The organism is Methylosinus sp. LW3, assembly GCF_000527115.1.
Lineage (GTDB): Bacteria > Pseudomonadota > Alphaproteobacteria > Rhizobiales > Beijerinckiaceae > Methylosinus.
Genome location: NZ_AZUO01000001.1, coordinates 1 through 24,817, shown reverse-complemented (window position 1 = coordinate 24,817; position 24,817 = coordinate 1). Strand labels below are relative to the sequence as shown.

The 24,817-nt window shown below is 66.4% G+C and carries 23 protein-coding genes and 1 pseudogene; 13 read left to right on the top strand and 11 right to left on the bottom strand.

Translation table 11 applies throughout. The annotated features are described in order from the left end of the window. The first annotated feature begins 65 nt into the window (after positions 1-65). The 10 genes from METLW3_RS0100120 to METLW3_RS24915 all read left to right on the top strand — a co-directional run bounded on the left by METLW3_RS0100120 (position 66) and on the right by METLW3_RS24915 (position 11,214). Entirely contained in the window at positions 66-2,813 is a 2,748-nt protein-coding gene (locus METLW3_RS0100120; protein WP_024878007.1) for a phosphoenolpyruvate carboxylase, read from the top strand. 27 nt (positions 2,814-2,840) lie between these two features. Then, positions 2,841-3,815, top strand: coding sequence for a CoA ester lyase (locus METLW3_RS0100115; RefSeq protein ID WP_024878006.1), 975 nt, complete (start codon positions 2,841-2,843; stop codon positions 3,813-3,815). A 129-nt stretch (positions 3,816-3,944) separates the two neighbouring features. Then, positions 3,945-5,222 (top strand): glycerate kinase, encoded by a 1,278-nt coding sequence (locus METLW3_RS0100110; protein WP_024878005.1) that lies wholly within the window; start codon positions 3,945-3,947, stop codon positions 5,220-5,222. A 49-nt stretch (positions 5,223-5,271) separates the two neighbouring features. Next, on the top strand, positions 5,272-5,445 hold the full coding sequence (locus METLW3_RS28000; RefSeq protein WP_157096070.1) for a hypothetical protein: 174 nt from the start codon (positions 5,272-5,274) through the stop codon (positions 5,443-5,445). Positions 5,446-5,456: 11 nt separating this feature from the next. After that, the gene (locus METLW3_RS0100100) at positions 5,457-6,215 is read left to right on the top strand and encodes an ABC transporter ATP-binding protein (protein WP_024878004.1); all 759 of its coding nucleotides are present in this window, start codon (positions 5,457-5,459) and stop codon (positions 6,213-6,215) included. Continuing rightward, complete coding sequence (locus METLW3_RS0100095; RefSeq protein WP_024878003.1) at positions 6,205-7,074, top strand: metal ABC transporter permease; 870 nt, start codon at positions 6,205-6,207, stop codon at positions 7,072-7,074. The genes METLW3_RS0100100 and METLW3_RS0100095 overlap by 11 nt, the downstream gene beginning before the upstream one ends. Positions 7,075-7,077: 3 nt before the next feature. Next, positions 7,078-8,001 carry a metal ABC transporter substrate-binding protein gene (locus tag METLW3_RS0100090; protein ID WP_024878002.1) on the top strand — a complete coding sequence of 308 codons (924 nt, stop codon included), beginning with the start codon at positions 7,078-7,080 and terminating at the stop codon, positions 7,999-8,001. 89 nt (positions 8,002-8,090) lie between these two features. Then, entirely contained in the window at positions 8,091-8,639 is a 549-nt protein-coding gene (locus tag METLW3_RS0100085) for a DUF3617 family protein (protein ID WP_024878001.1), read from the top strand. 216 nt (positions 8,640-8,855) lie between these two features. Continuing rightward, positions 8,856-9,965: a GTP-binding protein gene (locus METLW3_RS0100080; protein ID WP_024878000.1), complete on the top strand. Its 1,110-nt coding sequence runs from the start codon at positions 8,856-8,858 to the stop codon at positions 9,963-9,965. Between the two features lie 199 nt (positions 9,966-10,164). Then, positions 10,165-11,214 carry an alpha/beta hydrolase gene (locus METLW3_RS24915; RefSeq protein ID WP_024877999.1) on the top strand — a complete coding sequence of 350 codons (1,050 nt, stop codon included), beginning with the start codon at positions 10,165-10,167 and terminating at the stop codon, positions 11,212-11,214. A 12-nt stretch (positions 11,215-11,226) separates the two neighbouring features. Here the strand turns inward: METLW3_RS24915 and METLW3_RS0100070 are convergent, their stop codons facing one another. From METLW3_RS0100070 to METLW3_RS0100060, 3 genes are all read right to left on the bottom strand, one after another. Beyond that, positions 11,227-12,849 (bottom strand): ABC-F family ATP-binding cassette domain-containing protein, encoded by a 1,623-nt coding sequence (locus tag METLW3_RS0100070; RefSeq protein WP_024877998.1) that lies wholly within the window; start codon positions 12,847-12,849, stop codon positions 11,227-11,229. A gap of 126 nt (positions 12,850-12,975) precedes the next feature. Next, positions 12,976-13,383: a bacteriohemerythrin gene (locus METLW3_RS0100065; RefSeq protein WP_024877997.1), complete on the bottom strand. Its 408-nt coding sequence runs from the start codon at positions 13,381-13,383 to the stop codon at positions 12,976-12,978. Between the two features lie 189 nt (positions 13,384-13,572). Next, positions 13,573-14,634 (bottom strand): hypothetical protein, encoded by a 1,062-nt coding sequence (locus METLW3_RS0100060; protein WP_024877996.1) that lies wholly within the window; start codon positions 14,632-14,634, stop codon positions 13,573-13,575. Between the two features lie 155 nt (positions 14,635-14,789). On the opposite strand from METLW3_RS0100060, the gene METLW3_RS0100055 reads away from it, so the two are divergent. After that, positions 14,790-14,978, top strand: coding sequence for a hypothetical protein (locus METLW3_RS0100055; RefSeq protein ID WP_024877995.1), 189 nt, complete (start codon positions 14,790-14,792; stop codon positions 14,976-14,978). 4 nt (positions 14,979-14,982) lie between these two features. Here the strand turns inward: METLW3_RS0100055 and METLW3_RS0100050 are convergent, their stop codons facing one another. The 4 genes from METLW3_RS0100050 to METLW3_RS0100035 all read right to left on the bottom strand — a co-directional run bounded on the left by METLW3_RS0100050 (position 14,983) and on the right by METLW3_RS0100035 (position 19,710). After that, complete coding sequence (locus METLW3_RS0100050) at positions 14,983-15,495, bottom strand: CAP domain-containing protein (protein ID WP_024877994.1); 513 nt, start codon at positions 15,493-15,495, stop codon at positions 14,983-14,985. Between the two features lie 50 nt (positions 15,496-15,545). Then, the gene (locus METLW3_RS0100045; protein ID WP_024877993.1) at positions 15,546-18,203 is read right to left on the bottom strand and encodes a DUF3772 domain-containing protein; all 2,658 of its coding nucleotides are present in this window, start codon (positions 18,201-18,203) and stop codon (positions 15,546-15,548) included. Between the two features lie 61 nt (positions 18,204-18,264). Next, complete coding sequence (locus METLW3_RS0100040) at positions 18,265-19,398, bottom strand: lysine-2,3-aminomutase-like protein (RefSeq protein ID WP_024877992.1); 1,134 nt, start codon at positions 19,396-19,398, stop codon at positions 18,265-18,267. A gap of 60 nt (positions 19,399-19,458) precedes the next feature. Beyond that, positions 19,459-19,710 carry a type II toxin-antitoxin system prevent-host-death family antitoxin gene (locus METLW3_RS0100035; protein ID WP_024877991.1) on the bottom strand — a complete coding sequence of 84 codons (252 nt, stop codon included), beginning with the start codon at positions 19,708-19,710 and terminating at the stop codon, positions 19,459-19,461. 86 nt (positions 19,711-19,796) lie between these two features. On the opposite strand from METLW3_RS0100035, the pseudogene METLW3_RS29015 reads away from it, so the two are divergent. Beyond that, positions 19,797-20,705, top strand: a pseudogene (locus METLW3_RS29015) (acyltransferase); the annotation flags it as partial. Between the two features lie 56 nt (positions 20,706-20,761). Here METLW3_RS29015 and epmA read toward each other — a convergent pair. Continuing rightward, positions 20,762-21,799: an EF-P lysine aminoacylase EpmA gene (epmA, locus tag METLW3_RS27260; protein WP_084484752.1), complete on the bottom strand. Its 1,038-nt coding sequence runs from the start codon at positions 21,797-21,799 to the stop codon at positions 20,762-20,764. Between the two features lie 183 nt (positions 21,800-21,982). Between epmA and efp the strand changes: the two genes are divergently transcribed. Next, complete coding sequence (gene efp, locus METLW3_RS0100020) at positions 21,983-22,552, top strand: elongation factor P (protein ID WP_024877988.1); 570 nt, start codon at positions 21,983-21,985, stop codon at positions 22,550-22,552. Between the two features lie 43 nt (positions 22,553-22,595). Here the strand turns inward: efp and METLW3_RS0100015 are convergent, their stop codons facing one another. The 3 genes from METLW3_RS0100015 to METLW3_RS0100005 all read right to left on the bottom strand — a co-directional run bounded on the left by METLW3_RS0100015 (position 22,596) and on the right by METLW3_RS0100005 (position 24,768). Beyond that, positions 22,596-23,006 carry a very short patch repair endonuclease gene (locus METLW3_RS0100015; RefSeq protein ID WP_024877987.1) on the bottom strand — a complete coding sequence of 137 codons (411 nt, stop codon included), beginning with the start codon at positions 23,004-23,006 and terminating at the stop codon, positions 22,596-22,598. A gap of 5 nt (positions 23,007-23,011) precedes the next feature. Then, positions 23,012-24,163: a DNA cytosine methyltransferase gene (locus METLW3_RS0100010; RefSeq protein WP_024877986.1), complete on the bottom strand. Its 1,152-nt coding sequence runs from the start codon at positions 24,161-24,163 to the stop codon at positions 23,012-23,014. A gap of 89 nt (positions 24,164-24,252) precedes the next feature. Then, positions 24,253-24,768 carry a cytochrome c-type biogenesis protein gene (locus METLW3_RS0100005; RefSeq protein WP_024877985.1) on the bottom strand — a complete coding sequence of 172 codons (516 nt, stop codon included), beginning with the start codon at positions 24,766-24,768 and terminating at the stop codon, positions 24,253-24,255. Positions 24,769-24,817: the final 49 nt, after the last annotated feature.

Here is a 24,817-nt window from a genome sequence, read left to right as displayed (position 1 = left end):
GAAACGCCTCTTCCCGCGCCGCGGGGAGAGGCTCCCATCCGCCTCACCATAGCCAGGGAGACTGCATGACCGCCGACCAGAAGGTCTTGTCCGAATCGACCTCGTCCGCCGCCCCTTCGGCGCTGGCGACGCGATCGGTCAAAGAGGCGGCGGCTTTTCTGCTCGACCAGCTCGTGGGCGTGGTGAAGCGCCATCAGCCGGAGATCGCGCCCGTGCTGAGCGGCTTCGGCTCCTCCGCCGGCCTGCCGCCGGCGCTGATGGCGCGGGCTCTGCAGGCGCAGGGCATATGGTTTCAGCTGCTCTCCATCGCCGAGCAGGCCTCGGCCATGCGCCGCCGCCGCACCATAGAGCGCGCCAAGGGCCGCGACGAATTGCTCGGCTCCTTCGCCCATGTTCTGGCGGACGCCGCCAAGTCCGGCGTCACCGCCGACGAGATTCGCGCGCAGCTCAAATCGCTGCGCATTCGCCCGGTCATCACCGCCCATCCGACCGAGGCCAAGCGCGTCACCGTCCTCGAGAAGAATCGCAAGATCTATCTGCTGCTGAAGGATCTCGAATCCTCGCGCTGGACCGATCGCGAGCGCGCCAGCCGCATCGGCGCCGTCGGCGATCAGATCGAGCTTTTGTGGCTCACCGGCGAATTGCATCTCGAGAAGCCGACCGTCGAGCACGAGGTCGCCTGGGGCCTGCATTTCTTCGCCGAAAATCTTTTCGATCTCGCGCCGGAGATGCTCGCCTCCTTCGAGAGCGCGCTCGCCGCTCATTATCCCAATGAGCGCTTCGATATCACGCCCTTCTTCCAATTCGGCTCCTGGATCGGCGGCGACCGCGACGGCAATCCATTCGTCACCAATGCGGTGACGCGCGAGACGATGACCGTCAACGCGCTCGCCAGCCTCGAATATTATCGCCAGCGCATTCTCGATCTCGCGCGCGTGCTGTCGATCAGCGAAGGCTCGGTGACGATCCCGGCCGAGTTCCGCGCCGCGCTCGAGGCGGAGCTGGCGCAGGTCGAGGACGCCGACAGGATCAAGACGCGCAATCACGGCGAGGCCTTCCGCCAATATCTCACCTGCGTGCTGCGCAAGCTCGACGAGACGATCCTCACCACCAAGGGCGAAGGTCGCGGCAAGGCGCGCTACGGCAACGCCGACGAGCTGATCCGCGATCTGCGCATTCTGGAGCAGGCGTTGATCGAGAGCCGCAGCCCGTCGCTCGCCGCCGATATGGTGCGGCCGGCGCGGCGCGCGGTGGAGATTTTCCGCTTCAGCACCGTGCGTCTCGATCTGCGCGAGAACACGACGCGCACCAATAATGCGCTGCGCGACATTCATCGCATCAAGACCGGCAAGGATGCGCCGGACGTCGACTCGCCCGAGTGGCAGGCCTGGCTCATCGCCGAGCTGGCGCAGCCGCGCAATGGCGTTCCGCTCACAGGCCTCGCGCCGGAGTCGCAAGATACGCTCGACATGTTCGCGCTGGTCGCGGACATGCGCTCGCGCCTCGATCGCGAGGCCTTCGGCAGCTTCATCCTCTCCATGACGCATTCGGTCGCCGATGTTCTCGGCGCCTATGTGCTGGCCAAGCATGGCGGGCTCTATCTCGATGACGCCGGCCTCGAGCTGTGCACCCTGCCGATCGTGCCATTGTTCGAGACGATTCCCGATCTGCGCGCCGCGCCCGTCATCATGCGCGAGCTGCTGCGCGTGCCCGTCGTGCGCCGCAGCACGCGCTGGCAGGGCAATGTGCAAGAGGTGATGATCGGCTATTCCGACTCCAACAAGGACGGCGGCTTCATGTCGTCGAACTGGGAGCTGGCGAAAGCGCAATCCAAGCTGACGCGCCTCGGCGAGGAGCTGGGCGTCGCCATCGCCTTCTTCCACGGCCGCGGCGGCTCGGTCAGCCGCGGCGGCGCGCCGACCGGACACGCCATCGCCGCGCAGCCGGCGGGCTCCATTCGCGGCCGCTTCCGCGTGACGGAGCAGGGCGAGGTCGTCTCCTTCAAATACGCCAATCGCGGCACGGCCTCCTATCAGCTGGAGCTGCTGGCGAGCAGCGTCTTCGCCCATGCGCTGAAGTCCGAGCGCGAGGATGCGCTCGTTCCCCGCGCGGAGTTCGACGATGCGCTGGAGGCGCTCTCCGGCGCCTCGCTCGCGGCCTATGGCAAATTCATCGCCGATCCCGATCTCGTCGCCTATTTCCAGGCGGCGAGCCCGCTCGAGGAAATCTCGCTGCTCAATATCGGCTCGCGGCCGGCGCGTCGCTTCGGCGCGCGCAGCCTCGCGGATCTGCGCGCTATCCCTTGGGTCTTCGCCTGGGCGCAGAACCGTCACGCCATCACCGGCTGGTATGGCGTCGGCTCCGGCCTCACCAGCTTCATCGAGGTGCGCGGCGAGCGCGGCCTGCAGCTGCTGCATCGCATGTTCGAGGATTCGCGCCTCTTCCGCCTCATCCTCGACGAGGTGGAGAAAACGCTGGCGATGGTCGATCTCGGCATTGCCCGGCAATACGCTTCGCTGGTCGCCGACGAAGCCGTGCGCAAGAAAATCTTTTCGGCGATCGAGGCCGAATATCACCTCACTTGCGAGAGCGTGCTGCGCATCACCGGCGGCGGCGAGATCGGCGCGCGCTTCACCGACTATCAGGCGCGGCTCGCGCATCGCCTCGCCACCATCAACGAGGTCAACCGCGAGCAGGTGGAATTGCTGCGCCTGTTCCGCACCACCGAAGAGGAAGCGCTGAAGGAGGAATACAAGTCGGCTTTGCTGCTGTCGATCAGCTGCATCGCCGCCGGCCTCGGCGCCACCGGATAAGCTCTTACACAGGGAAAGGGAGTCATCATGAGTTTCACTTTGATCGAGCAGGCGACGCCGCGTCTCCATCGCTCCGAGCTGGCCGTTCCGGGCTCTGCCCCGGGCATGTTCGAGAAGGCCGCGACCTCCAAGTCCGACCAGGTCTTCCTGGACCTCGAGGACGCGGTCGCTCCGGACGACAAGGAGCAGGCGCGCAAGAACATCATCCAGGGCCTCAATGAGATCGATTGGGGCTCCAAGACCATGACGCTGCGCATCAACGGCCTCGACACGCATTTCTGCTATCGCGATGTGGTCGATGTCGTCGAGGCCTGCCCGCGTCTCGACGTGATCCTCATTCCGAAGGTCGGCGTTCCGCAGGACGTCTACGCCATCGACATGTTGGTCACGCAGATCGAGAGCTACAAGAAGCGCACCAAGCGCATCGGCTTCGAGCTGCTGATCGAGACCGCGCTCGGCATGGCCAATGTCGAGGCGATCGCTCAGGCTTCGAAGCGCAATGAGGCGCTCTCCTTCGGCGTCGCCGACTATGCCGCTTCGACCCGCGCCCGCACCACCGTCATCGGCGGCGTGAACCCGGATTATGGCGTTCTCTCGGACAAGGACGCCGAGGGCAATCGCCAGTATTTCTGGGCCGACCAGTGGCATGCGGCGCAGACGCGCTTCCTCGTCGCCGCGCGCGCCTATGGCCTGCGTCCGATCGACGGCCCGTTCGGCGACTTCGGCGATCCGGATGGCTATATCGCCGCCGCCAAGCGCGCCGCGGTCCTCGGCTTCGAGGGCAAGTGGGCGATTCATCCCTCGCAGATCGATTTGGCCAATCAGGTCTTCACGCCTTCCGAGGCGGAAGTGAAGAAGGCCCGCCGCATTCTCGAGGCGATGGAGCAGGCGGCCAAGGAAGGCCGCGGCGCCGTGTCTCTCGACGGCCGCCTGATCGACATCGCCAGCATCCGCATGGCGCAGGCGCTGATCGACAAGGCGGATCAGATCGGCGCTGCGTAAGCAGCCGAATCGTCGGGCGCGCATCCTTCTCCCACAAGTGGGAGAAGGGAGAACACGACGGTCGTAGCGCTCTCTCCCTTCTCCCTCAAGCGGGAGAAGGGAGAACGTCGAGATTCAGGGATTTGGTCTATGTCTGACGACTACCGCACGCTTCTCCGCGCCATGTTCGACGCCGCTGTCGGCGCGGCGCATCCGTCCGTCTGCCTGCCGGCCTTCCTCGAGAAGATCGCGCCGCCCAAAGGCCGCACCATCGTCGTCGGCGCGGGCAAGGCGGCGGCCTCCATGGCCGCGGCGGTCGAAGCGCATTGGCCGCATCCGATCGAGGGCCTCGTCGTCACCCGTTACGAGCATGGCGCCCCCACTTCCAAGATCGAGGTGATCGAGGCCTCGCATCCGGTGCCGGACGCCGCCGGCCGCGCCGCCGCGGGACGCATCCTCGCGAAGGTCCAGGGCCTCACTGAGGACGATCTCGTGCTCGCGCTGATTTCCGGCGGCGGCTCGGCGCTGATGGCGCTGCCCGCGGACGGCGTCAGCCTCGAGGAGAAGCAGGCCGTCAACAAGGCGCTGCTGAAGAGCGGCGCGACCATTTCCGAGATGAATTGCGTGCGCAAGCACCTCTCCGCCATCAAGGGCGGACGTCTCGCCCGCGCCGCCGCGCCGGCCAAGGTCGTCGCGCTGATGATCTCCGACGTGCCGAACGACGATCTCTCCGTCATCGCCTCCGGCCCCACAGTGCCGGACCCGACGACGCGCGAGGACGCGCTCGCCGTCATCGCCAAATATAAGATCGACGCGCCGGCCGCCGTGCTGGGCTATCTTTCGTCGGACGCCTGCGAGACGCCGAAGCCCGGCGACAAGATTTTCGATCGCGTCGAGAACATTCTCATCGCGACGCCGCAAGGCTCGCTGGACGCCGCCGCCGCAGTGGCGAGCAAGGCCGGCTTCACGCCGCTCATCCTCGGCGATCTCGAGGGCGAATCGCGCGATGTCGCGCTGGTCCACGCGGGCATCGCCCGGCAGATCGCCCGCCATGCGCAGCCGATCGCGCCGCCCGTCGCCATCATCTCCGGCGGCGAGACCACCGTCACCGTGCGCGGCAATGGCAAGGGCGGCCGCGACGCGGAGTTCCTGCTGGCGCTGACGCTGGCGCTCGAGGGCTTCGGCGGCATTTCCGCCATCGCCTGCGATACGGATGGAATCGACGGCAGCGAGGACAACGCCGGCGCGATCATGACCGCCGATTCCTTCGCGCGGGCGGCGGCGCAGGGCGTCGATCTCAAGGCGCTCTTCGCCAATAACGACGCCTATACGGCTTTCGAGAAGCTCGGCGATCTCCTCGTCACCGGCCCGACGCGCACCAATGTGAACGACTTCCGCGTCATTCTCGTGCCCGGTCGGGCGAGTTGAGGGCATTCCGGGCTTGCCGGCCGCATCTGTTATAATATAACATTTGAAAATGAACCGACCGCAATCGGCGATTTTTCAAAAGGACGCGCCCGCCGCTCATGCGCATGGCGAGCGCGCCGACGGCCGCGTCTCGCTGCTGCGCCTTTCGGCGGGCGAGCGGCTTCTCGCCGCGGCCGCCGTGCTGGCGCTGCTCTGGGCCGCGGTCTATTGGGCGCTGAGCTGAAGGCGCGACGAATGAGCGCTGGCGCGATCCGGCTGGAGAATGTGACGCTCGGCTATGAGCGTCGCCCGGCCGTGCATCACATTTCCGGCGTCGTCGAGGCCGGCGCGGGGCTCGCCGTCTGTGGGCCGAACGGCGCCGGCAAATCCACTCTGCTCAAAGCGCTCGCCGGCCTGTTGACGCCGCTCGGCGGTCGCATCGTCTATGACGGCCTCGCATTGCGCGATATCGCCTATCTGCCGCAATCCGCCGAGATCGATCACGCCTTTCCGATAGATGTGCTGGATTTCGTCTCCATGGGCGCGATGCGCCGCATCGGGCTTTTCGGCCGCGTCGGCGCGGCGGAGCGCGCGCGCATAGCGGCGGCGCTGGCCGCGGTCGGGCTCGCGGGTTTCGAGGACCGTGCGATCGGCACGCTCTCCGGCGGCCAGATGCAGCGCGTGCTGTTCGCGCGGCTGCTGGTCGAGGATTGCCCGGTCATTCTGCTCGACGAGCCTTTCGGCGCCATAGACGCCCGAACCATCGACGATCTGGTGAAGATCATCGCCCGCTGGCGGGAGGAGGGCCGCACCGTCATCGCGGTTCTGCACGAGCTCGATCTCGCCCGCCGCGCCTTTCCGCAGGCGCTGCTGCTGGCGCGCGAGCCGATCTTCTGGGGCGCGACGCGAGAGGCGCTGTCCGAGGCGCATCTCGCGCAGGCGAGCCACATGGTCGAAGCGTACGATCGCGAGGCCGAGGAATGCCGGCGCGACGAGACTCCCCATGCTGCATGAGCTCTTCATCGCGCCTTTCGTCGATTACGAATTCATGCGCCGCGCGCTGGTCGGCGCAATTGCTTTGTCGATCTCCGGCTGCCCGCTCGGCGTCTTCCTGATTCTGCGCCGCATGTCGCTGGCCGGCGACGCGCTCTCGCACGCCATTCTGCCCGGCGCGGCGCTCGGCTATCTCGCCTGCGGCCTGTCGCTGCCGGCCATGACCTTCGGCGGCCTGCTCGCCGGCCTCGCCGTCGCGGTGGCGTCGAGCGCGGCGGCGCGCTGGACGGCCCTGCGCGAGGACGCCTCGCTCGCGGCTTTCTATCTCGTCTCGCTGGCGCTCGGCGTCGCGCTCGTCTCGCTCAAGGGCTCGAATGTCGATCTCCTGCATGTGCTGTTCGGCTCGGTGCTGGCGCTCGACGACGCCACGCTGATCTTCCTCGCCGCCATTGCGAGCTTCACTCTGTCGGCGCTCGCGCTCGCCTATCGGGCGCTGGCGCTGGACACTTTCGATCCGCTCTTCGCCCGCCGCGTCAGCCCGCTGGGGGAATGGATTCCCTTCGCCTTTCTGGCGCTGGTGGTGCTCAATCTGGTGGCCGGCTTCCATGCGCTCGGCACGCTGATGGCGGTCGGAATCATCATGCTGCCGGCCGCCTCGGCGCGTCTGTGGACGCGCGATCTCACCGGGGCGCTGCCGTTGGCGGCGGCGATCGGCGCGGCCTCTTCTTATTTCGGCCTCGTCCTGTCCTTCCGCACGGGCCTCGCCGCGGGACCCGTGATCATCCTCATGGCGGGCGGCGCTTATTTCCTCTCTTTGATTTTCGGAAAGACCGGCGGCGTGATTCGCTTGCGGAGGCCCAAGCGACATTTGGAGGGGTGACGCATGGAATCATCGCGCGCGACGTCCTCGCATTTTTGCCTTTTGTCGCGTCGCGCCGTGCTGGCGACGCTCGCGCTCCTCGCCTCGCCGCTTCGCGCCCAGCCTGCGCCGCTGCCGCCGCCGAGGCTGCCGGTCGTCGCCAGCTTTTCCATTCTCGGCGATCTCGCCCGCATCGTCGGCGGCGACCGCATCGACGTCACGACCATCGTCGGGCCGAACGGCGACGCCCATGTCTATCAGCCGAGCCCGCAGGACGGGCGCCGCCTCGCCGCGGCCAAGCTCGTTTTCGTCAACGGCCTCGGCTTCGAAGGCTGGATCGACCGGCTCGTCGCCGCCTCCAAGACCAAAGCCCGCATCGTCACCGCGAGCCGAGCCGTCACGCCGCGCAAGGAGGGTGAAGGCGTCGATCCGCACGCCTGGCAGGATGTCGCCAATGTCAAAATCTATGTCGCCAACATAAGAGACGCGCTGGTCGAGGCCGATCCGGACGGCGCCGCGCGCTACAAGGCCAATGCCGCGGAATATCTCCATGCGCTCGGCGCGCTCGACGCCGAGATCGTCGCGGCGATCGACGCCATTCCGCGGGCGCGCCGCCGCGTCGTCTCCACTCACGACGCTTTCGGCTATTTCGCGGCGCGCTATGGCGTGGAGTTCATCGCGCCGCAGGGCGTCTCCACCGACGCCGAGACGAGCGCGCGGGACATCGCCCGCATCGTCGATGCGGTGAAGGCGCATAAGGTCGCGGCCGTGTTCCTCGAGAATATCGTCGATCCGCGCTTCGCCAAGCGCATCGCCGCGGAGACGGGGGCCAAGGTCGGCGGCACGCTCTATTCGGACGCGCTCTCTCCGCCGGACGGCCCGGCGCCGAGCTATCTCCGGCTGATGCGCTTCAATGTGAAGCAGTTGACCGAGGCGCTCGCGTCCTGAGGCTCACGGTCGCCCGACGATTTTCGGCCGGATTTTCGTTTATACTATTCTCAGGCGCGCTGGCGATCCCGCGCCCTGGAGCCTGTCCCATGCGATTTCACCTGTCTCTCGGCGCCGCTTTTTGCGTGCTCTGTCTCCCTGTCTTTTCGCCTGTCCTTCCGGCCGCCGCGGATGAGACGCCGCGCCGCAAGCCCGGCCTTTGGCGCATGGAGCATGTCATGCAGGGCGCGCCCTCGCCGAGCGGCGAGGTGGAAATGTGCATCGACGAGAAGACGGACGACATTCTGCGCCAGAACATCGGCGAAAACGGGCCGAAATGTGAGAAGCTGAGCTTCACCCGCGACGGCGATAAATATCGCGTCAGCTCGGTCTGCAAGCTCGACAAGTCGGTGACGAAGACGGAAGGCGTTTTCACCGGGAGCTTCGACTCCGCCTATCGCGGCGAGCTTCACATCACTTATACGCCGCCGATCCATAACCTCGCCTCCGCGGATATGGTGCTCGAGGCGAAGTGGCTCGGTCCGTGCAAGCCGGGCCAGAAGCCGGGCGACATCGTGATGCCGGGGCTGCAGGGCGGACAAATGAACATGCAGGAACTCATGAAGAAGCGCGATCAGCTTCGCAAGAACGCGCAATAGGAGACGGCGCAAATCGGGTGAAGGCTGGAAATGGCGATTCACGCTCCCCTCTAGGGGAGGGTCGGACCGCGAAGCGGTCCGGGATGGGGTTCCACACGAAAGACTCGGGCGGTCCCCCCTCCCGCTCGACCTCCCCCTCGAGGGGGAGGTAGAAACGCCGTTTCCGGCGCCATTTCTCGTTCACCCGATTGCCCTGGGCGCAATAGGAGAACCGCCTTGACCGACAAGATTCCCGTCACCGTCCTCACCGGCTATCTCGGCGCCGGCAAGACGACTCTGCTGAACCGCATCCTCACCGAGCAGCACGGACGGCGCTACGCCGTCATCGTCAATGAGTTCGGCGAGATCGGCATAGACAATGACCTCGTCGTCGGCGCGGACGAGGAAATCTTCGAGATGAACAATGGCTGCATCTGCTGCACAGTGCGCGGCGATCTCATCCGCATCATCGAAGGTCTGCTGAAGCGCCGCGGCAAGTTCGACGCCATTATCGTGGAGACGACCGGCGTCGCCGATCCCGCGCCGGTCGCGCAGACATTCTTTGTCGATCAGGATGTGAAGGCGGCGGCGCGGCTCGACGCTGTGGTGACGCTCGCCGACGCCAAATTTCTGGCGCAGCGCCTCGCCGATGCGCCGGAGGCGAAGAATCAGATCGCCTTCGCCGATGTGATCGTGCTGAACAAGACCGATCTCGTCACGCGCGAGGAGCTGGCCGAGGTCGAGGGCCGAATTCGCGCCATCAATCCTTATGCGACGCTGCATCATGCGGTGAAGGCGCAGGTGCCGATCGAGGCGGTGCTGGAGCGCAATGCTTTCGATCTCGATCGCATATTGGAGATAGAGCCGCGCTTCCTCGAGGCGGAGGATCACGATCATCACGATCATGATCACGGCCAACATGAGCATGGCCATGACCACGAGTGCGGGCCGGATTGCGGCCACGATCATCACGAGCACGATGACCATCACGCGCACGCGCATCACGACGATCACGGCCATGGGCTGAAGCATTATCACGATGAGGAGATGGGCTCGGTCTCCATCCTCCACGAGGGCGAGCTCGATCCCAATGTCTTCGTGCCCTGGCTCAACGAGTTCGTTCAGCGCGAGGGCGCGGATATTCTGCGCTGCAAGGGCATCGTCGCCTTCACCAACGAGCCGAAGCGCTTTGTCTTCCAGGGCGTGCATATGATTCTAGACGGCGATCTGCAGCGCGACTGGCGCCCCGACGAGAAACGCAGCGCGCGCCTCGTCTTCATCGGCCGCAAGCTGAAGGAAGAGACGATCCGCGAGTGCTTCGAGAAGGACGTGCTGCGGCGGATGTGATCTTTCCGCAATTCGGCGCGCGGCGAGGGTCTCTCGCCGCGCGTTTTCCTCGCAGGGAGAGCGAGCGCCTCCCTTTCGGCGCCAGCGAGTCATCGGATAGAAATAGTCATCGCGATCGAGCAAAGAATTAGAAAAGCGTCTCGCGCATTCTGCTCCGCTCGAGACGTGGCGCCGCCCGTCTTGCGATCGGGGTGAAAGCTTGAAGGAATCGCTCGCGCATTGCGCTGTGGCGGGATTGCTGCTGGTCGCGCTGCTGCGGCCGACGTCGGCGGCCGATCCGGCCCACACTTCCGCCTATGCTTGGGTTCCCGAAACGATTTCGACGGACGGCAAGCGGCTGCTAGCGAAAATCGGCGGCGATCACGCCATCATCCCCACTCTGCCGGAGCCCGGCGATCATGATGGCTGGGCGCGGCTGCAGGCGGCGGCCGCTGCGGCGCGCGAGGTCGATCTCGCCGCCGTGCGGCCGAAGGGCGTCGCCGTGTCGCGGATCGAGACCGACGGCGTTTCCTATTTCGATATTGCGCCGAACGGGCTCGTCGATGACGGATCGGTCGTCGTCTATCTCCATGGCGGCGCCTTCGTGTATTTCGACGCGCGTGGCGCGCTCGAGGGAATGGCGAAGCTCGCGCGCGTCTTCGGCCGTCGCATCGTCGTCGTCGATTATCGACTCGCGCCGGCGGCGAAATGGCCGCAGATCACGGGAGATGTGGTCGCCGTCGTCAAGCGCCTGCTGGCCGGCGGCGCGCAAATGCGGCGCATCGCCCTATTCGGCGATTCCGCCGGCGGCAATCTCGCTGTCGCGACGACGCTGAAGATGCGCGACGAAGGCCTCGGCCTGCCGGGCGCCGTGGCGACATGGTCGCTGACGGCCGATTTTCGCAACGCCGCCGACACGCGCGTCACGCTGCGCGACGCCGATCCGATCATGTCCTATGAGCGCCAGATCAAAAACGCCATGCTCGCCTATGCGGATGAGAAGGATTGGGCGCATCCTCACGTCTCGCCCGTCCATGGCGATTTCGAGAAAGGCTTTCCGCCCGCTCTCATTCAGGTGGGCACGCGGGAAATTCTGCTCAGCGATTCGGTGCGACTGTATCAGGCGATCGAAGCGGCGGGGGGAACCGCCAAGCTCGACGTCTATGAAGGCATGCCGCATGTGTTCCAGGGGCAGATTCCGAACGCGCCGGAATCGCGCCTCGCCGTCGCCAAGATGAAAGCCTTTTTCGACCGGCATCTCGCGCGCTGAGCGAGGCCATGCTCACCCGTGCACGCCCGGCGCCTCGCGCCCGGTGCGGGCGACATATTCCGTATAGCCGCCGCCGAACTGATGCACGCCCTCCGGCGTCACCTCCAGCACGCGATTGGAGAGCGACGCCAGAAAGCGCCGGTCGTGCGAGACGAACAGCATGGCGCCCTCATAGGCCGCGAGCGCCTCGACCAGCATCTCCTTGGTGCCGAGATCGAGATGGTTCGTCGGCTCGTCCAGCACCAGGAAATTCGGCGGGTCATAGAGCATTTTCGCCATCACCAGCCGCGCCTTCTCGCCGCCGGAGAGCACGCGGCATTTCTTCTCCACATCATCGCCGGAAAAGCCGAAGCAGCCGGCGAGCGTGCGCAGCGCGCCTTGTCCCGCTTGCGGAAATGCGTCCTCCAGCGCCTCGAAGACGCTGTGCTCGCCGTTCAGCAGCTCCATGGCGTGCTGGGCGAAATAGCCCATCTTCACATTGGCGCCGAGCGCCGCCGCGCCTTCGTCCGGCTGGGCGGCGCCGGCGATGAGCTTCAATAGCGTGGATTTTCCGGCGCCATTGACGCCCATCACGCACCAGCGCTCCCTGCGCCGCACCTGAAAATCGAGGCCCTCGTAAATGCTGCGCGAGCCATAGCGCTTGGAGACGCGCGAGAGCGTCGCCACCTCCTCGCCGGAGCGCGGCGCCGGCGCGAATTCGAAAGCGACCGATTGGCGCCGGCGCGGCGGCTCGACGCGCTCGATCTTGTCGAGCTTCTTCACGCGGCTCTGCACCTGCGCGGCATGCGAGGCGCGCGCCTTGAAGCGCTCGATGAATTTGATCTCCTTGGCGAGCATGGCCTGCTGCCGCTCGAATTGCGCCTGCTGCTGCAATTCATTCTGCGCGCGCTGGCGCTCGTAGAATTCATAATCGCCGGAATAGGAGTTGAGCGAGCCGCCGTCGATCTCGATGATCTTGCCGACGATGCGATTCATGAACTCGCGATCATGCGAGGTCATCAGCAGCGCGCCGGGGTAGCCTTTCAAAAATCCCTCGAGCCAGATCAGGCTTTCGATATCGAGATGGTTGCTCGGCTCGTCGAGCAGCATGGCGTCCGGGCGCATCAGCAGAATGCGCGCCAGCGCGACGCGCATCTTCCAGCCGCCGGAGAGCGCGCCGACGTCGCCGTCCATCATCTCTTGGCTGAAGCCGAGACCCGCCAGCACCTCGCGCGCGCGACCGTCCAGCGCATAGCCGTCCAGCTCCTCGAAACGCGCCTGGACCTCGCCATAGCGCTCGAGGATCGCGTCGAAATTCTCTGCGGCGTCGGGATCGGCCATGGCGGCCTCGAGCTCGGCCAGCTCGGCGGCGACGGCGCTCACCGGGCCTGCGCCGTCCATCACCTCGGCGACGGCGCTGCGGCCGGCCATTTCGCCGACATCCTGGTTGAAATAGCCGATGGTGACGCCGCGATCGACCGACACCTGGCCCTCATCCGGCCGCTCCTGGCCCGCGATCATGCGGAAGAGCGTCGTCTTGCCGGCGCCATTGGGGCCGACCAGTCCGACCTTCTCGCCGGGAAGCAGCGCCGCCGACGTTTCGATGAAGAGGAGCTGCTGGCCGTTCTGCTTGCTGATGTTCTCGAGGCGTATCATGTCCGCGCGCTTATCTGTGAATTGCGCGGGTCTTATGACATAGCGAGGCGGATTCCCGAAACCGGGCCGTCTCGGGCGATCTCGTCCTCTCCCCGTCGGCGCGGGGAGAGGAAAACCGCGCGCGTCTTACGCGACGCCCTTCTCATTGAGGAAGGAGCCGTAGAGCTTGTCGATTTTCGGAATATGATCGGTCAGCCAGCCGACGAGAAACGCCGCCGTATCGGCGGTCACTTCCGCCTCGCCGGCGTGGAACTTCTTCTGCAGATCGAGCGCTGCGGCGACCAGCTTGTCGTGCTCGGCCTTGTGGCCTGGAAAGGCCGGATAGCCATAGGCTTCGAAATTCGCTTCTTCCGAGGCGAAATGCTCGGCCACATAAGCGATGAGCGCGTCGAGATCGCGGCCGACGGCGTCGCGATCGCCGCTCGCGACCGCATCGCCGAGAACATTCAGCAGACGGAAAATTTCCTGATGCTCTATGTCATGCTTGGAGACGTTGGTGGCGAATTGCTCTGGCGTCCAGGTGATGAGCGACATGCCTTTTCCTCCATCGAATGATTGGTTCGATCGAGGCGCGCCGCGACCGAACGAAGAGTCGCGTAAAGGGCGCGTCGCCGCACGTCGTTGATGAGCGTCAATAAAGGACGAATTGCCGCTGCGGCATGATGCGGCCTTAGGGGCGCGCCAGACGAGAGCGAGCCTTAGAGGCTCGCTCTCGAGCAGCTGTCACGCCTGCGCTTTGGCGGCCTGGCTCTTCTGCCTGCGCCTGCGCCTGCGCTTCTGCTCTACGGCGCCGGGGCGTGCGGAAGCGGCGGCGGCGCGCTCCTTCTCCTGGCGCAGCGAGCCGGTCATGGCGGCGACGAGCCTTTGCGCGGCGCGCGGCGGCGTCGAGCGCATCAGCGCGATGAGAGAGCGTATGCGCTCCACATCCGGCGAGGCGCGCTCGGAGCCGAGGAAAATGCGGATCGCCGTGTCCTCGCATACGCCGAGCGCGAGCAGGGCGAGCGCCAGCGCCTCCCCGCTTTTGTTCATGAGAATGGCGCGCGCGCGCGACTTGCGGCAGTCGAGCGCTTCCGCCAGCGCCTCGGCCAGACCCTCGAAATCGCGCGCGACGGCGCAGGCGTCGATCTCCTCGGCCAGCGCGGGCGCGGGCCGCGCGACATATTCCGGCCCATTCGAGACGAGAGCCTGCGTCGCCGCCTCCAGCAGAATGCGTGAGCGCTCGCCGGAATCGGCGGCGAGGAACAGCGCTTCCGGGTCCACCGCGAGATCGGCGCGGTCCAGCAATATGCGGGCGAGCCGCAGGTCGTCGCGGGCCGCCTGCAGCAGCGAGCGCCGCGCCGCCTGATCGAGATGCAGGCGCCGGTTGGCGGCGAGCGCGCAGAGCACCTCGCTCTCGCCGCGCGAGGCGAGGCCGGCGACAATCTTGCGCTCCAGCGAGGAGCGGCGGGCGATGGCGACGGCGAGCTCCGCGGAGCCATGCTCGGCGAGCGCGCGCACGAGGCCGGCGTGAATGACCGGCGCATATTCTATGGCGATGCGCGAGACGCGCCCGCCTTTGTCCAGCAGCCGCGCGACGATTCCGCGCGGCGTGTCCGGATGGCGGCACAACTCCAAAGCCCGCTCGGCGACCACGTCGGCGTCGAGCACATCGATGAAGCCTCCGACGAGCGTCTCGAACTGCTCTATATCGGCCGCCGGATGCAGCGGACGCGCGACGAACTGGTCGACGATCTCGCGGAACAGAGCCGCCTCGGCCTTCCGATTTTCGCTTTCGCCTCGTGGCATATACGCACCAATCGCAAACTTAATACACGAACAGCGATTTTAGCGCGTGGACATTGACGCAACATTAACCCTCGGCGGCCCCTAATCGCCCTATCGACCGATCGCGCGATTTGCGCGGTTCATTGCGGGGGCCGGTTCATTGCGGGGGCGATGAAATGGGCGAGCTCATAGCCTTCTCCTCGAAGGCGCGGCCGGCGCCGCAAGCGCCGCCCGCCGTCGGCGAGGCGCAAATACTTTTCTTTCTCGGCGTGCGTTATGTGCGGCCGGAGGATGCGGCGACGAAAACGCCGGGGGGCGGCGGCAAGGCGACGGGCGGCGGCCGCAAGCGCAAGCGCCGGGCCTGAGCCGTCAGTCGGCGAGGATCAGCGCCCAATAGACCTTGTATTTCGCATTGGGCGCATAGGCGGTCGCAATGCCCATGCGCGTCGCTTTCTTCATCAGCAAATTCTTATTGTGCGGCGGCGACTGCCGCCATCCCGAGAACGCCTCGGCGAGCGTGTGATAGCCGGCCGAGACATTCTCCGCCGCGCTGACGCTGCGCATTCCGCGCGCGGTGAGGCGCATGTCCAGCGTTCCGCGCACCTCATGGCTCAGCGAATTGGCGGAGGCCATGGCGCTCGCCTGCGCCTGCGCGGCCTCTTGCAGCGAGGCGTCCAGCGCCAGCGCCGAGAGCCCATTGTTGCTGCGATAGAGCGAGATCATGTCCCGCGCCGCCTCGGCGTCGACGCGCGCGTTCGGCGCGGCGAGCGAGCGATAGAAGCTCGGCTGCTCGGGCTCTTTCGGCAGACGGCTCTCGCTCGTGCAGGATGCGAGCGCGAGCAGCGCCGCGGCCGGCGCGAGGAAGCGAAGGGAGTGAGACATGCGCTTTTGTCTGTGAGCGGAAGGAAGCGGAACGCGCGCGCCTTCTACACTCATTCGCCGGCGACCGCATAGTCCCGCTCGCGCCCGCTCTCCAGCACGCGCGGCGAGGGCGCGAAAGGCTCCAGCCCCATCACCTGCACCACCGCCGGCGCCGGCGCGGGGGCGGAAATCTTCACTTCCGCCTCGGCGAAGCGGCGATAAATGTCGAAGAGCAGATCGCTCTTCACCCGCGTCGCCTGCTCGACATCCTCGACATAGCACCACAGCTCGAAACGGAAGGCCGTCTGCTCCATGGAGAGGAACATCACTTGCGGCGCCGGGATGCGCAGCAGCCCGTCCTGCGCCTTGGCGGCGGCGAGTAGAAGCTCGCGGATCTGCTCGGGATCGACGCCCGAATGCGGGGCGATGGCGATTTTGATGCGGCCGATGCGATCGTTGCGCAACCAATTCTTAACCACGCCGGAAACGAGATTGGAATTGGGCACGATCATCGTCGCGCGATCGAAGGTCTCGATCTCGGTGGAGCGCACATTGATGCGCTTCACATAGCCTTGCTCATCGCCGAGCACGACCCAATCGCCGACGCGGATCGCCCGCTCCCACAGCAGGATGAGGCCGGAGACGAAATTATTGACGATCGACTGCAGGCCGAAGCCGATGCCGACCGACAGCGCGCCCGCGACGATGGCGAGCCGCTCGAGGCTGAGGCCGAGCTCGGCCAGCGCCACAGAGACGGCGAGAATGAATCCGGCATAGCCGAGGCTGGCGCCGATGGAATGGCGCAGGCCCATGTCGAGCCGCGTCAGCGGCAGCAGGCGCTGATCGAGCCAGCGGCGCAGCGCCTTGGTCGCCCCATAGGTGAGCGCGAAGAGGGCGAGCGCCGTCGCCATGCCGGCCGGCGAGATGGTGACTTCGCCGATCTTGAAGCCGGCATAGGCTGTCTGCAGATTGCCGAAGAAATCGCCGGATTGGAATCCATATGGCACCAGCGCGACGAAGAGCGCGAAGGCGTAGAGGCCGAGCGTCGCGACGCCGGTCAACACCACAGCGAGCTGGCAGAGCGATTCTTGCCTCGCACCGAAACCGGAGACGAGGGTCCGCCCGAGCGGCGTCTCCGGCTGGAAGAGGCGCTGAAGGCCGGTCTCGACGAAGGCGAGCAGGAGAAAGAGCGCCGTGCCGACCGCCGCGAGCCAGGCGAGCTGCAACACCAGAAAGTTGGCGAAGGCGACATAGCCCGCCGCGAGCGCGCCCGTGATGACGACGATCTCCACCCAGGCGAGCAGACGAAGGGCGTAGATCCGGTCGCGCCCCTCGAGATCGGCGCCGGGGTCGCCCTCGCATGTCTCATGGCGCGTGGCGACGGTGACGATGAGAAAGACGATGGCGATGAACAAGGCGCCGGCGCCGCGCGTCAGCACGATCACCGGAAGGCTCGCCTGCACGAATTCGGCGATCTGCTCCAGAACACGCGTCGCCGCGGCGACGAAGCCGATGAGAACCGCGAGATAGAGCATCCGCCGCGAGAGCCGATCGCCCAAGCCGACGAGCCGCCATTGTGGCAGGCCCGGCGCCAGCAGTCCGCGCGCGAGGCCATAGGAAACGGCGACGAAAGTCACGGATTCGGACAGTCGCCGGCCGAGGGGCGCGAGAACGGCGTCCTCGAGCTGAAAGCCGTCGAGCGCCAAAGCGATGGCCGCGACGATGGCGATCGGCAGCGCAGCGGTCACAATGGTCGTCGTCAACGCCGCCGCCGCCTTGTGGAACCGATCCGGCGCCTCGACCGCCGCCTCGCGCTTCGAGAAGCGGCGGGCGAAGAGAATCGCCGGGACGCCGAGCAGCAGCGTGAAAAATATCGTCGCCAGAAAAGTCTCGATCTGCCCATTGCGCAGCCGCGCCGAGACGGCCTCTCCGCGCTGTTCCAGCAGCAGGCCGAAGACCTTGGCGTCATAGGGAAGCTCCTGCAGAGCGGCGCTCCACAGTGCGGGCGAGAACAGACCGCTGGTGCGCAGGAACAGCGTCTTGGCGAAGAGCGACCGCTGCCGCGCGCGGATCACCAGAGCGGTCTGCCGCGTCTCGATCGACAGCGCCCGCGCGCGCTTCAGCGTCGCGTCCACCTCTTCGTAGAGCTTTTTCTGCTCGGCGAATTCGGCGTTGACGCTCGCCGTCGCCAGCGAGCCGCTATCCACCGCCGGAGCGGGGGCAGGCGCGGGCGCGGGGACGGCCGTGGGCAGAGAGCGCGTCTCGGCCGAGGCTTTGGCGATGATGGCTCTGCCATTGCCGGGCGCGCGCGCGCCTTTGCCGGGGGCGGGCTCCTCCTTCTTGGGCGGCGCCTCGGCCGGAGCCGGCGGCGGGGCGGCCGCGGGCGCCTCCTTCGTCTCGCCGGCGGGCTTGGCCGGGCCGGACAGCTCGTCGAGCCGCGCCTGCAAGGCGGCGAGGCGCGGCGTCAGCCGGTCGATCACATCCTGCAGCTCGGCCGGCAGCGCATCGACCCGATCGCGCAGGCTCCTGAGCGTGGCGTCATTGAGCGAGGGATCGGCGAGGGCGGTCTCCACTTCCTCGAGCGTCGCGCGGGCGGCGTCGAGCCGCGTGTTGAACTGCTCGAGCGTGGAAGAGGGCTCCGCGGCGACAGCGGCGCCGGCGAAGAAGAGGATGAGGCAGAGGGCGAGAAAACGGCGCAAGGCGAAGCTTTCGTTGATGAGACGAGCCATATACGCGCAATGAGACGAACAATTTGCCAATCTTGCGGCGACGCCGACGGCGGGGCGCCATCTATTGGCCGCGATCTCCCGCCGGATAGGGCCTTCGCTCTCCGGCGCGGTCGCGGACGAGCCAGCCGCCGTCTGCATCGCGCTCGAGATGAGATTGCTGAAGCGGAACCTTACCGTAGCCGCCGGGAATGTCGAGAACGTAAGAGGGAAGCGCGACGCCCGAGACCCGTCGCGCCAGCTCCGCATAGAGCGCCTGCCCGCGCTCCAGCGAGAGGCGGAAATGGCCGGTGCCCGGCGCGAGATCGGGATGGTGCAAATAGTAGGGCTTGATCTGCGCCGTCACCAGAGCGCGCATCAGCTGCTCGAGCGTGTCGGCCGCGTCGTTGACGCCGGCGAGCAGCACGGTCTGCGCCAGAGTCGAAACGCCCGCGCTCTGGATGCCGGCCACGGCCTCGCGCGCCGCGGCCGACAGCTCGCGGGCGTGATTGACGTGCAGCACCATATAGACGGCCTTGCCGCTCGCCTTCAGCGCCGCCAGCCGCTCCTGCGTGACGAGGCGCGGCGCGGCGATCGGAACGCGCGTGTGGACGCGCAGCACGGCGACATGCGGAATGGCGGCGAGCTTTTCGGCGACCATGCGCAGCCGCCGGGCCGAGAGCGCCAGCGGATCGCCGCCGGTGAGAATGACCTCGAAAATCTGCGGCCGCTCAGCGACATAGGCGAGCGCTTTGTCCACGGCTTCGTCGGAGAGCATGGCGCCCTTGCCGAGACCGACGGTCTCGCGGCGAAAGCAGAAGCGGCAATAGACCGGGCAGACCGAGAGCAGCTTCAGCAGCACGCGATCGGGATAGCGATGCACCAGCCCTTCCGCCGGGCTGAAGGCGTCGTCGCCGATCGGATCGGCCCGTTCCTCCGGGAGCGTCTCCAGCTCGCGGAGGTCGGGCAGAAATTGCCGGGCGATCGGGTCCGCCGGATCGGCGCTGTCGATCAGCGCGGCGATTTCCGGCGTCACGGCGACGCTATAGCGCGCCTCGACGGCCGCCAGCGCCGCCGCTCGCGCCGGCTCCACCAGCCCGGCGGCGGCGAGCTCGGCCACGGAGGTCGCGGTCGCGGCGCGCGGCGAGCCGGAGCCCTGCGGCACCAGAATCGTCTCGTCGCTCCGCTCCAGGCGATAACGGGCGCTGTCCTCGGTCATCGGGCCGCTTATACGGCCGAATTCACGCGTGGCAACGGGACTTTCGGCGGCGTGACGCGCTCAATTTCGCGAGCGCGAGCCGAAGAGCCGCTCGATCTCCGGCGCGCCCATGCGATCGAAATCGTCGGGCGTCTGAAAATGGCCGGCCATGAAGCCGAGCCTTTCGACTCGGCCAGACGGCGTCGCCGCGAACGCCGAGACCTCGACGAGGGGCTCGCCGTCTTTTGCAATGACGAAGGATTCTCCGCGAGCCGCCTCGTCGACGAGCTGTGAGAGGCGTCGTTTCGCTTCGCGGATGTCGATGACGCGCATGGCGGCGATGCTATCCCGGGCGGTTCGCCGTGACGAGGGATATTCGCTTATAGTGTCGCAGCACGTCCCCTCGTTCTCGAGCCCCTATGCCCGTCACCACCCAAAACGCGCCATGGGAGATTCTGGCGCTGCTGCGCTTCTTCCTCGCCTTCGTGGTCCTGTCCGGGCATTTGAGCTGGTATCCGGCGGCCTCCGGCGGCTTTGTCGAGACATTCGACGATTTCGGCGGCAAGGCCGCGGTGCTCGGCTTTTTGCTGATGTCCGGCTTTTCCATCGCCGCCTCGCTGGAGCGCGAGGAAAAAGGCTTCTATCTGAGGCGCTTGCTGCGCATCTATCCGCTCTATCTCGGGGCGGTGGCGCTGTCGCTGCTGGTCGAGGCCGCCACGAACGGCCATGTCCAGATCGGCGCCTTCTCGATCGAGGGCGAGAAGTATTCGGCCGCGCTCGGCAATCTATTTTTCCTGCAGGCTTTTTTCGTGCGGCCTCTGCAATTCGACGGGCCGCTGTGGTCGCTGGCGATAGAGGTCTTCTATTATCTGCTCGCGCCCTTCTTCCGGCGCCTCGAGCAAAAGCGCCTGCTCGCGCTGATGGCTCTGTCCCTCTTCTGCTTTCTGCTGCCGCGTAGCGCCGATTTCGGCCTCGCCTATCGGGCGCTGCTCAAATCCAATGCGCTGGATTATCTCTGGTGCTGGCTGCTCGGCTTTCTTTTGTGGTGGGAGCGGTCCGTCGCGACGCTCGGCTTCGCCGTCCTCGGCGCGGCGGCGGTGCGCTTCGGGCCGATGACGCCGGAGCCCTTGGCCGTCGTCACTTTTCTCGCGCCGCTCGCCGCGCTTCTCCTTCGCGGCAGGATCGCCTTTCCGCAGCGGCTGCGCGGAGTGGCCGCCTATCTCGGGGCCTTCTCCTATCCGCTCTATCTTTTCCATTTTCCGGCGATGATCATGGGCTATGCGATCTTCGGCCTTCGCGCGCCGGAGGCGCTGCTGGCTCTCGCGCTGGCGACGGCGCTGCTCGCATTCCACGCCATCGATCGGCAGCGCGAAAGGCGCGGCGGCTACGTCCCCTTTTCCGCCACCGGCGTCCATAAAACCTGCTCGATGCGCTCCGCCCCGCTGGCCAGCATGACCAGCCGATCGAAGCCGAGCGCTATGCCGCTCGCCGGCGGCATATGGGCCAGCGCTTCGAGGAAATCCTCGTCCACCGGATAGCGGTCGCCATAGATGCGGGCGCGCTTTTCCATCTGCTCTTCGAAGCGGCGGCGCTGCTCGGCCGGGTCGGTCAGCTCGCCGAAGCCATTGGCGAGCTCCACCCCGCAGGCGAAAAGCTCGAAACGCTCGGCGAAGCGGGGGTCGTCGGCCTTGGGCCGTGCCAGCGCCGCCTCGCTCGCCGGATAGTCGCAGAGCAGCGTCGCGCGCGCCCGGCCGAGCTGCGGCTCCACTTTCTCGGACAAGATCTTGCTGAAGAGGTCGGACCAATCATCGTCCTCGGCGACGCGGATCCCGTCCAGCGCTGCGGCGCGGGCGAGGCCGTCGCGGTCGCCGAGCAGCGCGGCGAGGTCTATGCCGGCGTAGCGGTCGAAGGCCTCGCGGCAGGAGATCGCCTCCGGCTCCTCATAAGGATCGACGCTCGCGCCTCTATAGGCGAATCGCTCGACGCCCAGCGCCTCGGCCGCGGCGGCGAGCAGGCCGGCGCAATCCTCCATCAGCCGCTCCGGCGGCTCATTCGCCCTATACCATTCCAGCATGGTGAATTCGGGATGGTGGAGGGCGCTGCGCTCGCGGTTGCGGAACACGCGGGCGAAGGTGAAGATGCGCTCCTCCCCCGCCGCCAGCAGCTTTTTGCAGGAAAATTCCGGCGACGTATGGAGATAGAGCCGGCTCGCCTCACCTGCGTCGGAGACGAGATCGACGCCGAAAGCCGAAATATGGGTCTCATTGCCGGGCGAGAGCTGAAGGGCCGCCGTCTCCACCTCGGCAAAGCCTTGGGCAGAGAAAAACTGCCGCAGGGCTGCGGCGATCCGCGCGCGAGCCTTGAGAAATGGCTTGCGATCGGCGTAAACATCCCTGGCCCACCAGGGCGACACTCGCGTCATTCGTCGAGCCATAGGGTTCGAGGGCGGCGGCCGGGTCCCGCGCGAGAGGCGCGGACGAGCCTTTTTCGAGCGATCTGATCGCTCCAATGCGAATCGGACCCTTTTTTGATCCGACCGGATCAGAAAAGGGTCCGAGCCGTTCATAGACCGGCCGAACGCGGCCAGCAATCGAGGATAAAACACGTGAAAGTCATCGCCAGCTCGATCCGAAAGGGCAATATCATCGAGAAGGAGGACGGCCATCTCTATGTCGTTCTGAAGGCCGAGAGCTTCTTCCCCGGCAAGGGCACGCCCACGACGCAGATCGACATGCGCCGCCTTTCCGACGGGGTGAAGGTCGCCGACCGCTACAAGACCACCGAGCAGGTCGAGCGCGCCTTCGTCGAGGATCAGGATTTCAGCTATCTCTTCGGCGATGACGATGGCTTCACCTTCATGAACACCGCGACCTACGACCAGGTCATCGTGCCCAAGGATGTGCTCGGCGATCAGGCCCAATGGCTGCAGGAAGGCATGGTCTGCATTCTGTCGCTGTTCAATGGCGTGGCGGTTGGAATCCAGCTCCCGGCGCGCGTCACGCTCGAGATCACCGAGACCGAGCCGGCGATGAAGGGCCAGACGGCCTCCTCTTCCTACAAGCCCGCCATCGCCTCCAATGGCGCCCGCGTGATGGTGCCGCCGCATATTCAGGCCGGCACGCGCATCGTCATCCAGACGGAAGACGGCTCTTACGTCGAGCGTGCGAAGGATTGATTCGAGCGAATAGCGAGTAGGGAGTAGCGAATAGAGCTTCCTTCTATTCGCTATTCGCTAAGAACTCCCGCAGCTTCGCTTCCAGCGCCGCGCGGTCCTTCAGCTCGCATTCCCACACGATGAGCGCGCGCCAGCCGAGGCGCGCGAGCTTTTCCTGATGCGCAATGTCGCGCGCGCGATTGCGGGCGATCTTGGCGCGCCAATAATCGGCGTTGGTTTTCGGCATTCGCGCGCCGCGCGCGCAATCATGTCCGTGCCAAAAGCAGCCATGCACGAATATGGCGCGCTTTCTCCCGACATAGGCGATATCGGGATTGCCCGGCACATCCTTGCGATGCAGCCGATAATGCGGCGCGAAGCCGCGTAGCAGCGCGCGCACCGCTTTTTCGGGAGAGGTGTCGCGCGATTTCACCGCGCGCATGATGGCGGAGCGTTTGGCGGGGTCTTCCGCCATCGCCGTCAGGCGGCGGCTCTCGAGAGGCCGCGCAGCGCGATGAGCAGCGGCTCGAGAATTTGCGCCGCTATATGGCGCGCCACGGGCGCGACGACGCCGTCGCCGGTGAGGTGATAGGCCTCATTGTAATTGTGCGGCAGCTGGTAATCCTCGGGCAGGCCCATCAGCCGCGCCGTCTCGCGCGCGGAAATCAATCGCGAGCGCACGCGGCCTTTTTCGACGATCAGCACGATTTGTCGGCTGGAGCCGCCGGCGGGCGTGCGCAGGCAGCCGGCGAGATCGTCGAAACGCGCCTCGGCGCGCTGCATCTTCTCGCCATCGGCGCCATAGCGCGTGCGGCGATAGAGCGTTCCCACCATGCGCCGCCCGGCGCGCTTCGCCGCCTCCACCTTGGCGCGATTGAGATCGCTCATCTTGGCGAGCAGCGCTTGCGTTTCTTCTCGATCATGCCAGGCGACGCCTTCCGGCCTGTCGTCGATAATATCGGCGAGGCGCGTGTTGCGCGCGGCGGGCGCGGCGAGGCGCCACCAAATCCAGTTCTCGCGTAGCGCGCGCGGCAGGCGCTCCTGCGCCGTGAGCAGCGCGCGCGTATGCCAGAGCGGCGAGGGCTCCGCCGTCGTCAGCTCGGCGGGAGCGACGAAATCGCCATGCAGCGCGACGATGAACAAGCGTGGCCGCGATTGTGGCACGAACAGCGCGGCGTCTATGACCAGCGCGCCGAAGCGATAGTTTTCGCCGGCGAGCGCGCCGCAGAGCGATTCGAAATCCTTCCCCCCATGCGATGTCAGCGCGCCGCAGACATTCTCCAGCACCAGCAGCGGCGGATGCCGTCCTTCCTTGCGCAGCGCTTTGACGATCTCGAAAAAGGGCCAGAAAGTTCCCGAGCGCTCGCCCTTCAGCCCAGCGCCGGCGCCGGCGAGCGAGAGGTCCTGACAGGGGAAGGAGGCCCAGACGAGATCGGCGCGGCCGGGCAGATCGGCGGTCGTCACCTTGCGCACGTCGCCGGGGAAGAGTTCCTCGCCGCCCCAATTGGCGCGATAGGTCCCGCATTTCTTCAGGTCGAAATCATTGGCGAAGAGGCATCGCCAGCCGGCGCCGAGTCCGGCGCGCGCCATGCCGCCGCCAGCGAAGAATTCGTAATAGCTCGGTCTGTCCATGCGGCGAGTCTAGCGCGATTCGAGAGGCCGCGACATGCCCCCTCCCCAGCCCTCCCCCGCTATGCGGGAGAGAGGGCGGACTCGGCGCTTCATGAAGGTTGCGCGTCGCCTTTGCCGCTTCCCTGTCCGGCGTCAGCGGGGGACGGAGGGGGCTCGACGCCCAGCGCCTGCAATTGCGCGCGTTCTTCCGCAGTGAGCATCGCTGGATCGATGCGCCGACGCCCGCGGCGCACGGCGGCGAAGATCGCCCAGACGCCGCCGATCAGCGCCAGCGCCGGAGCGGCCCAGAGCAGCAGAGTCTCCCGCTTCACCGGCGGGCGCAGCAGCACGAAATCGCCGTAGCGCGCCACAACATAATCGCGCACCTCGGCGTCGCTCGCGCCGTCCTTCAGCCGCTCGCGCACGATGACGCGCAGGTCCTTGGCGAGCGGCGCGTCGGAATCGTCGATGGATTGGTTTTGGCAGACGAGGCAGCGCAATTCGCTGGCGATGGCGCGCGCGCGCGCCTCGAGCTTGGGATCGGCGAGCTTTTCGGACGGCTCCACCGCGAGAGCGGGGGCGAGCAGCGCGACGCTCAAAAGCCAAGCCGAAACAATGTGCGCGATTCCCCTCTCCCGCTTGCGGGAGAGGGTGGCTCGACGAAGTCGAGTCGGG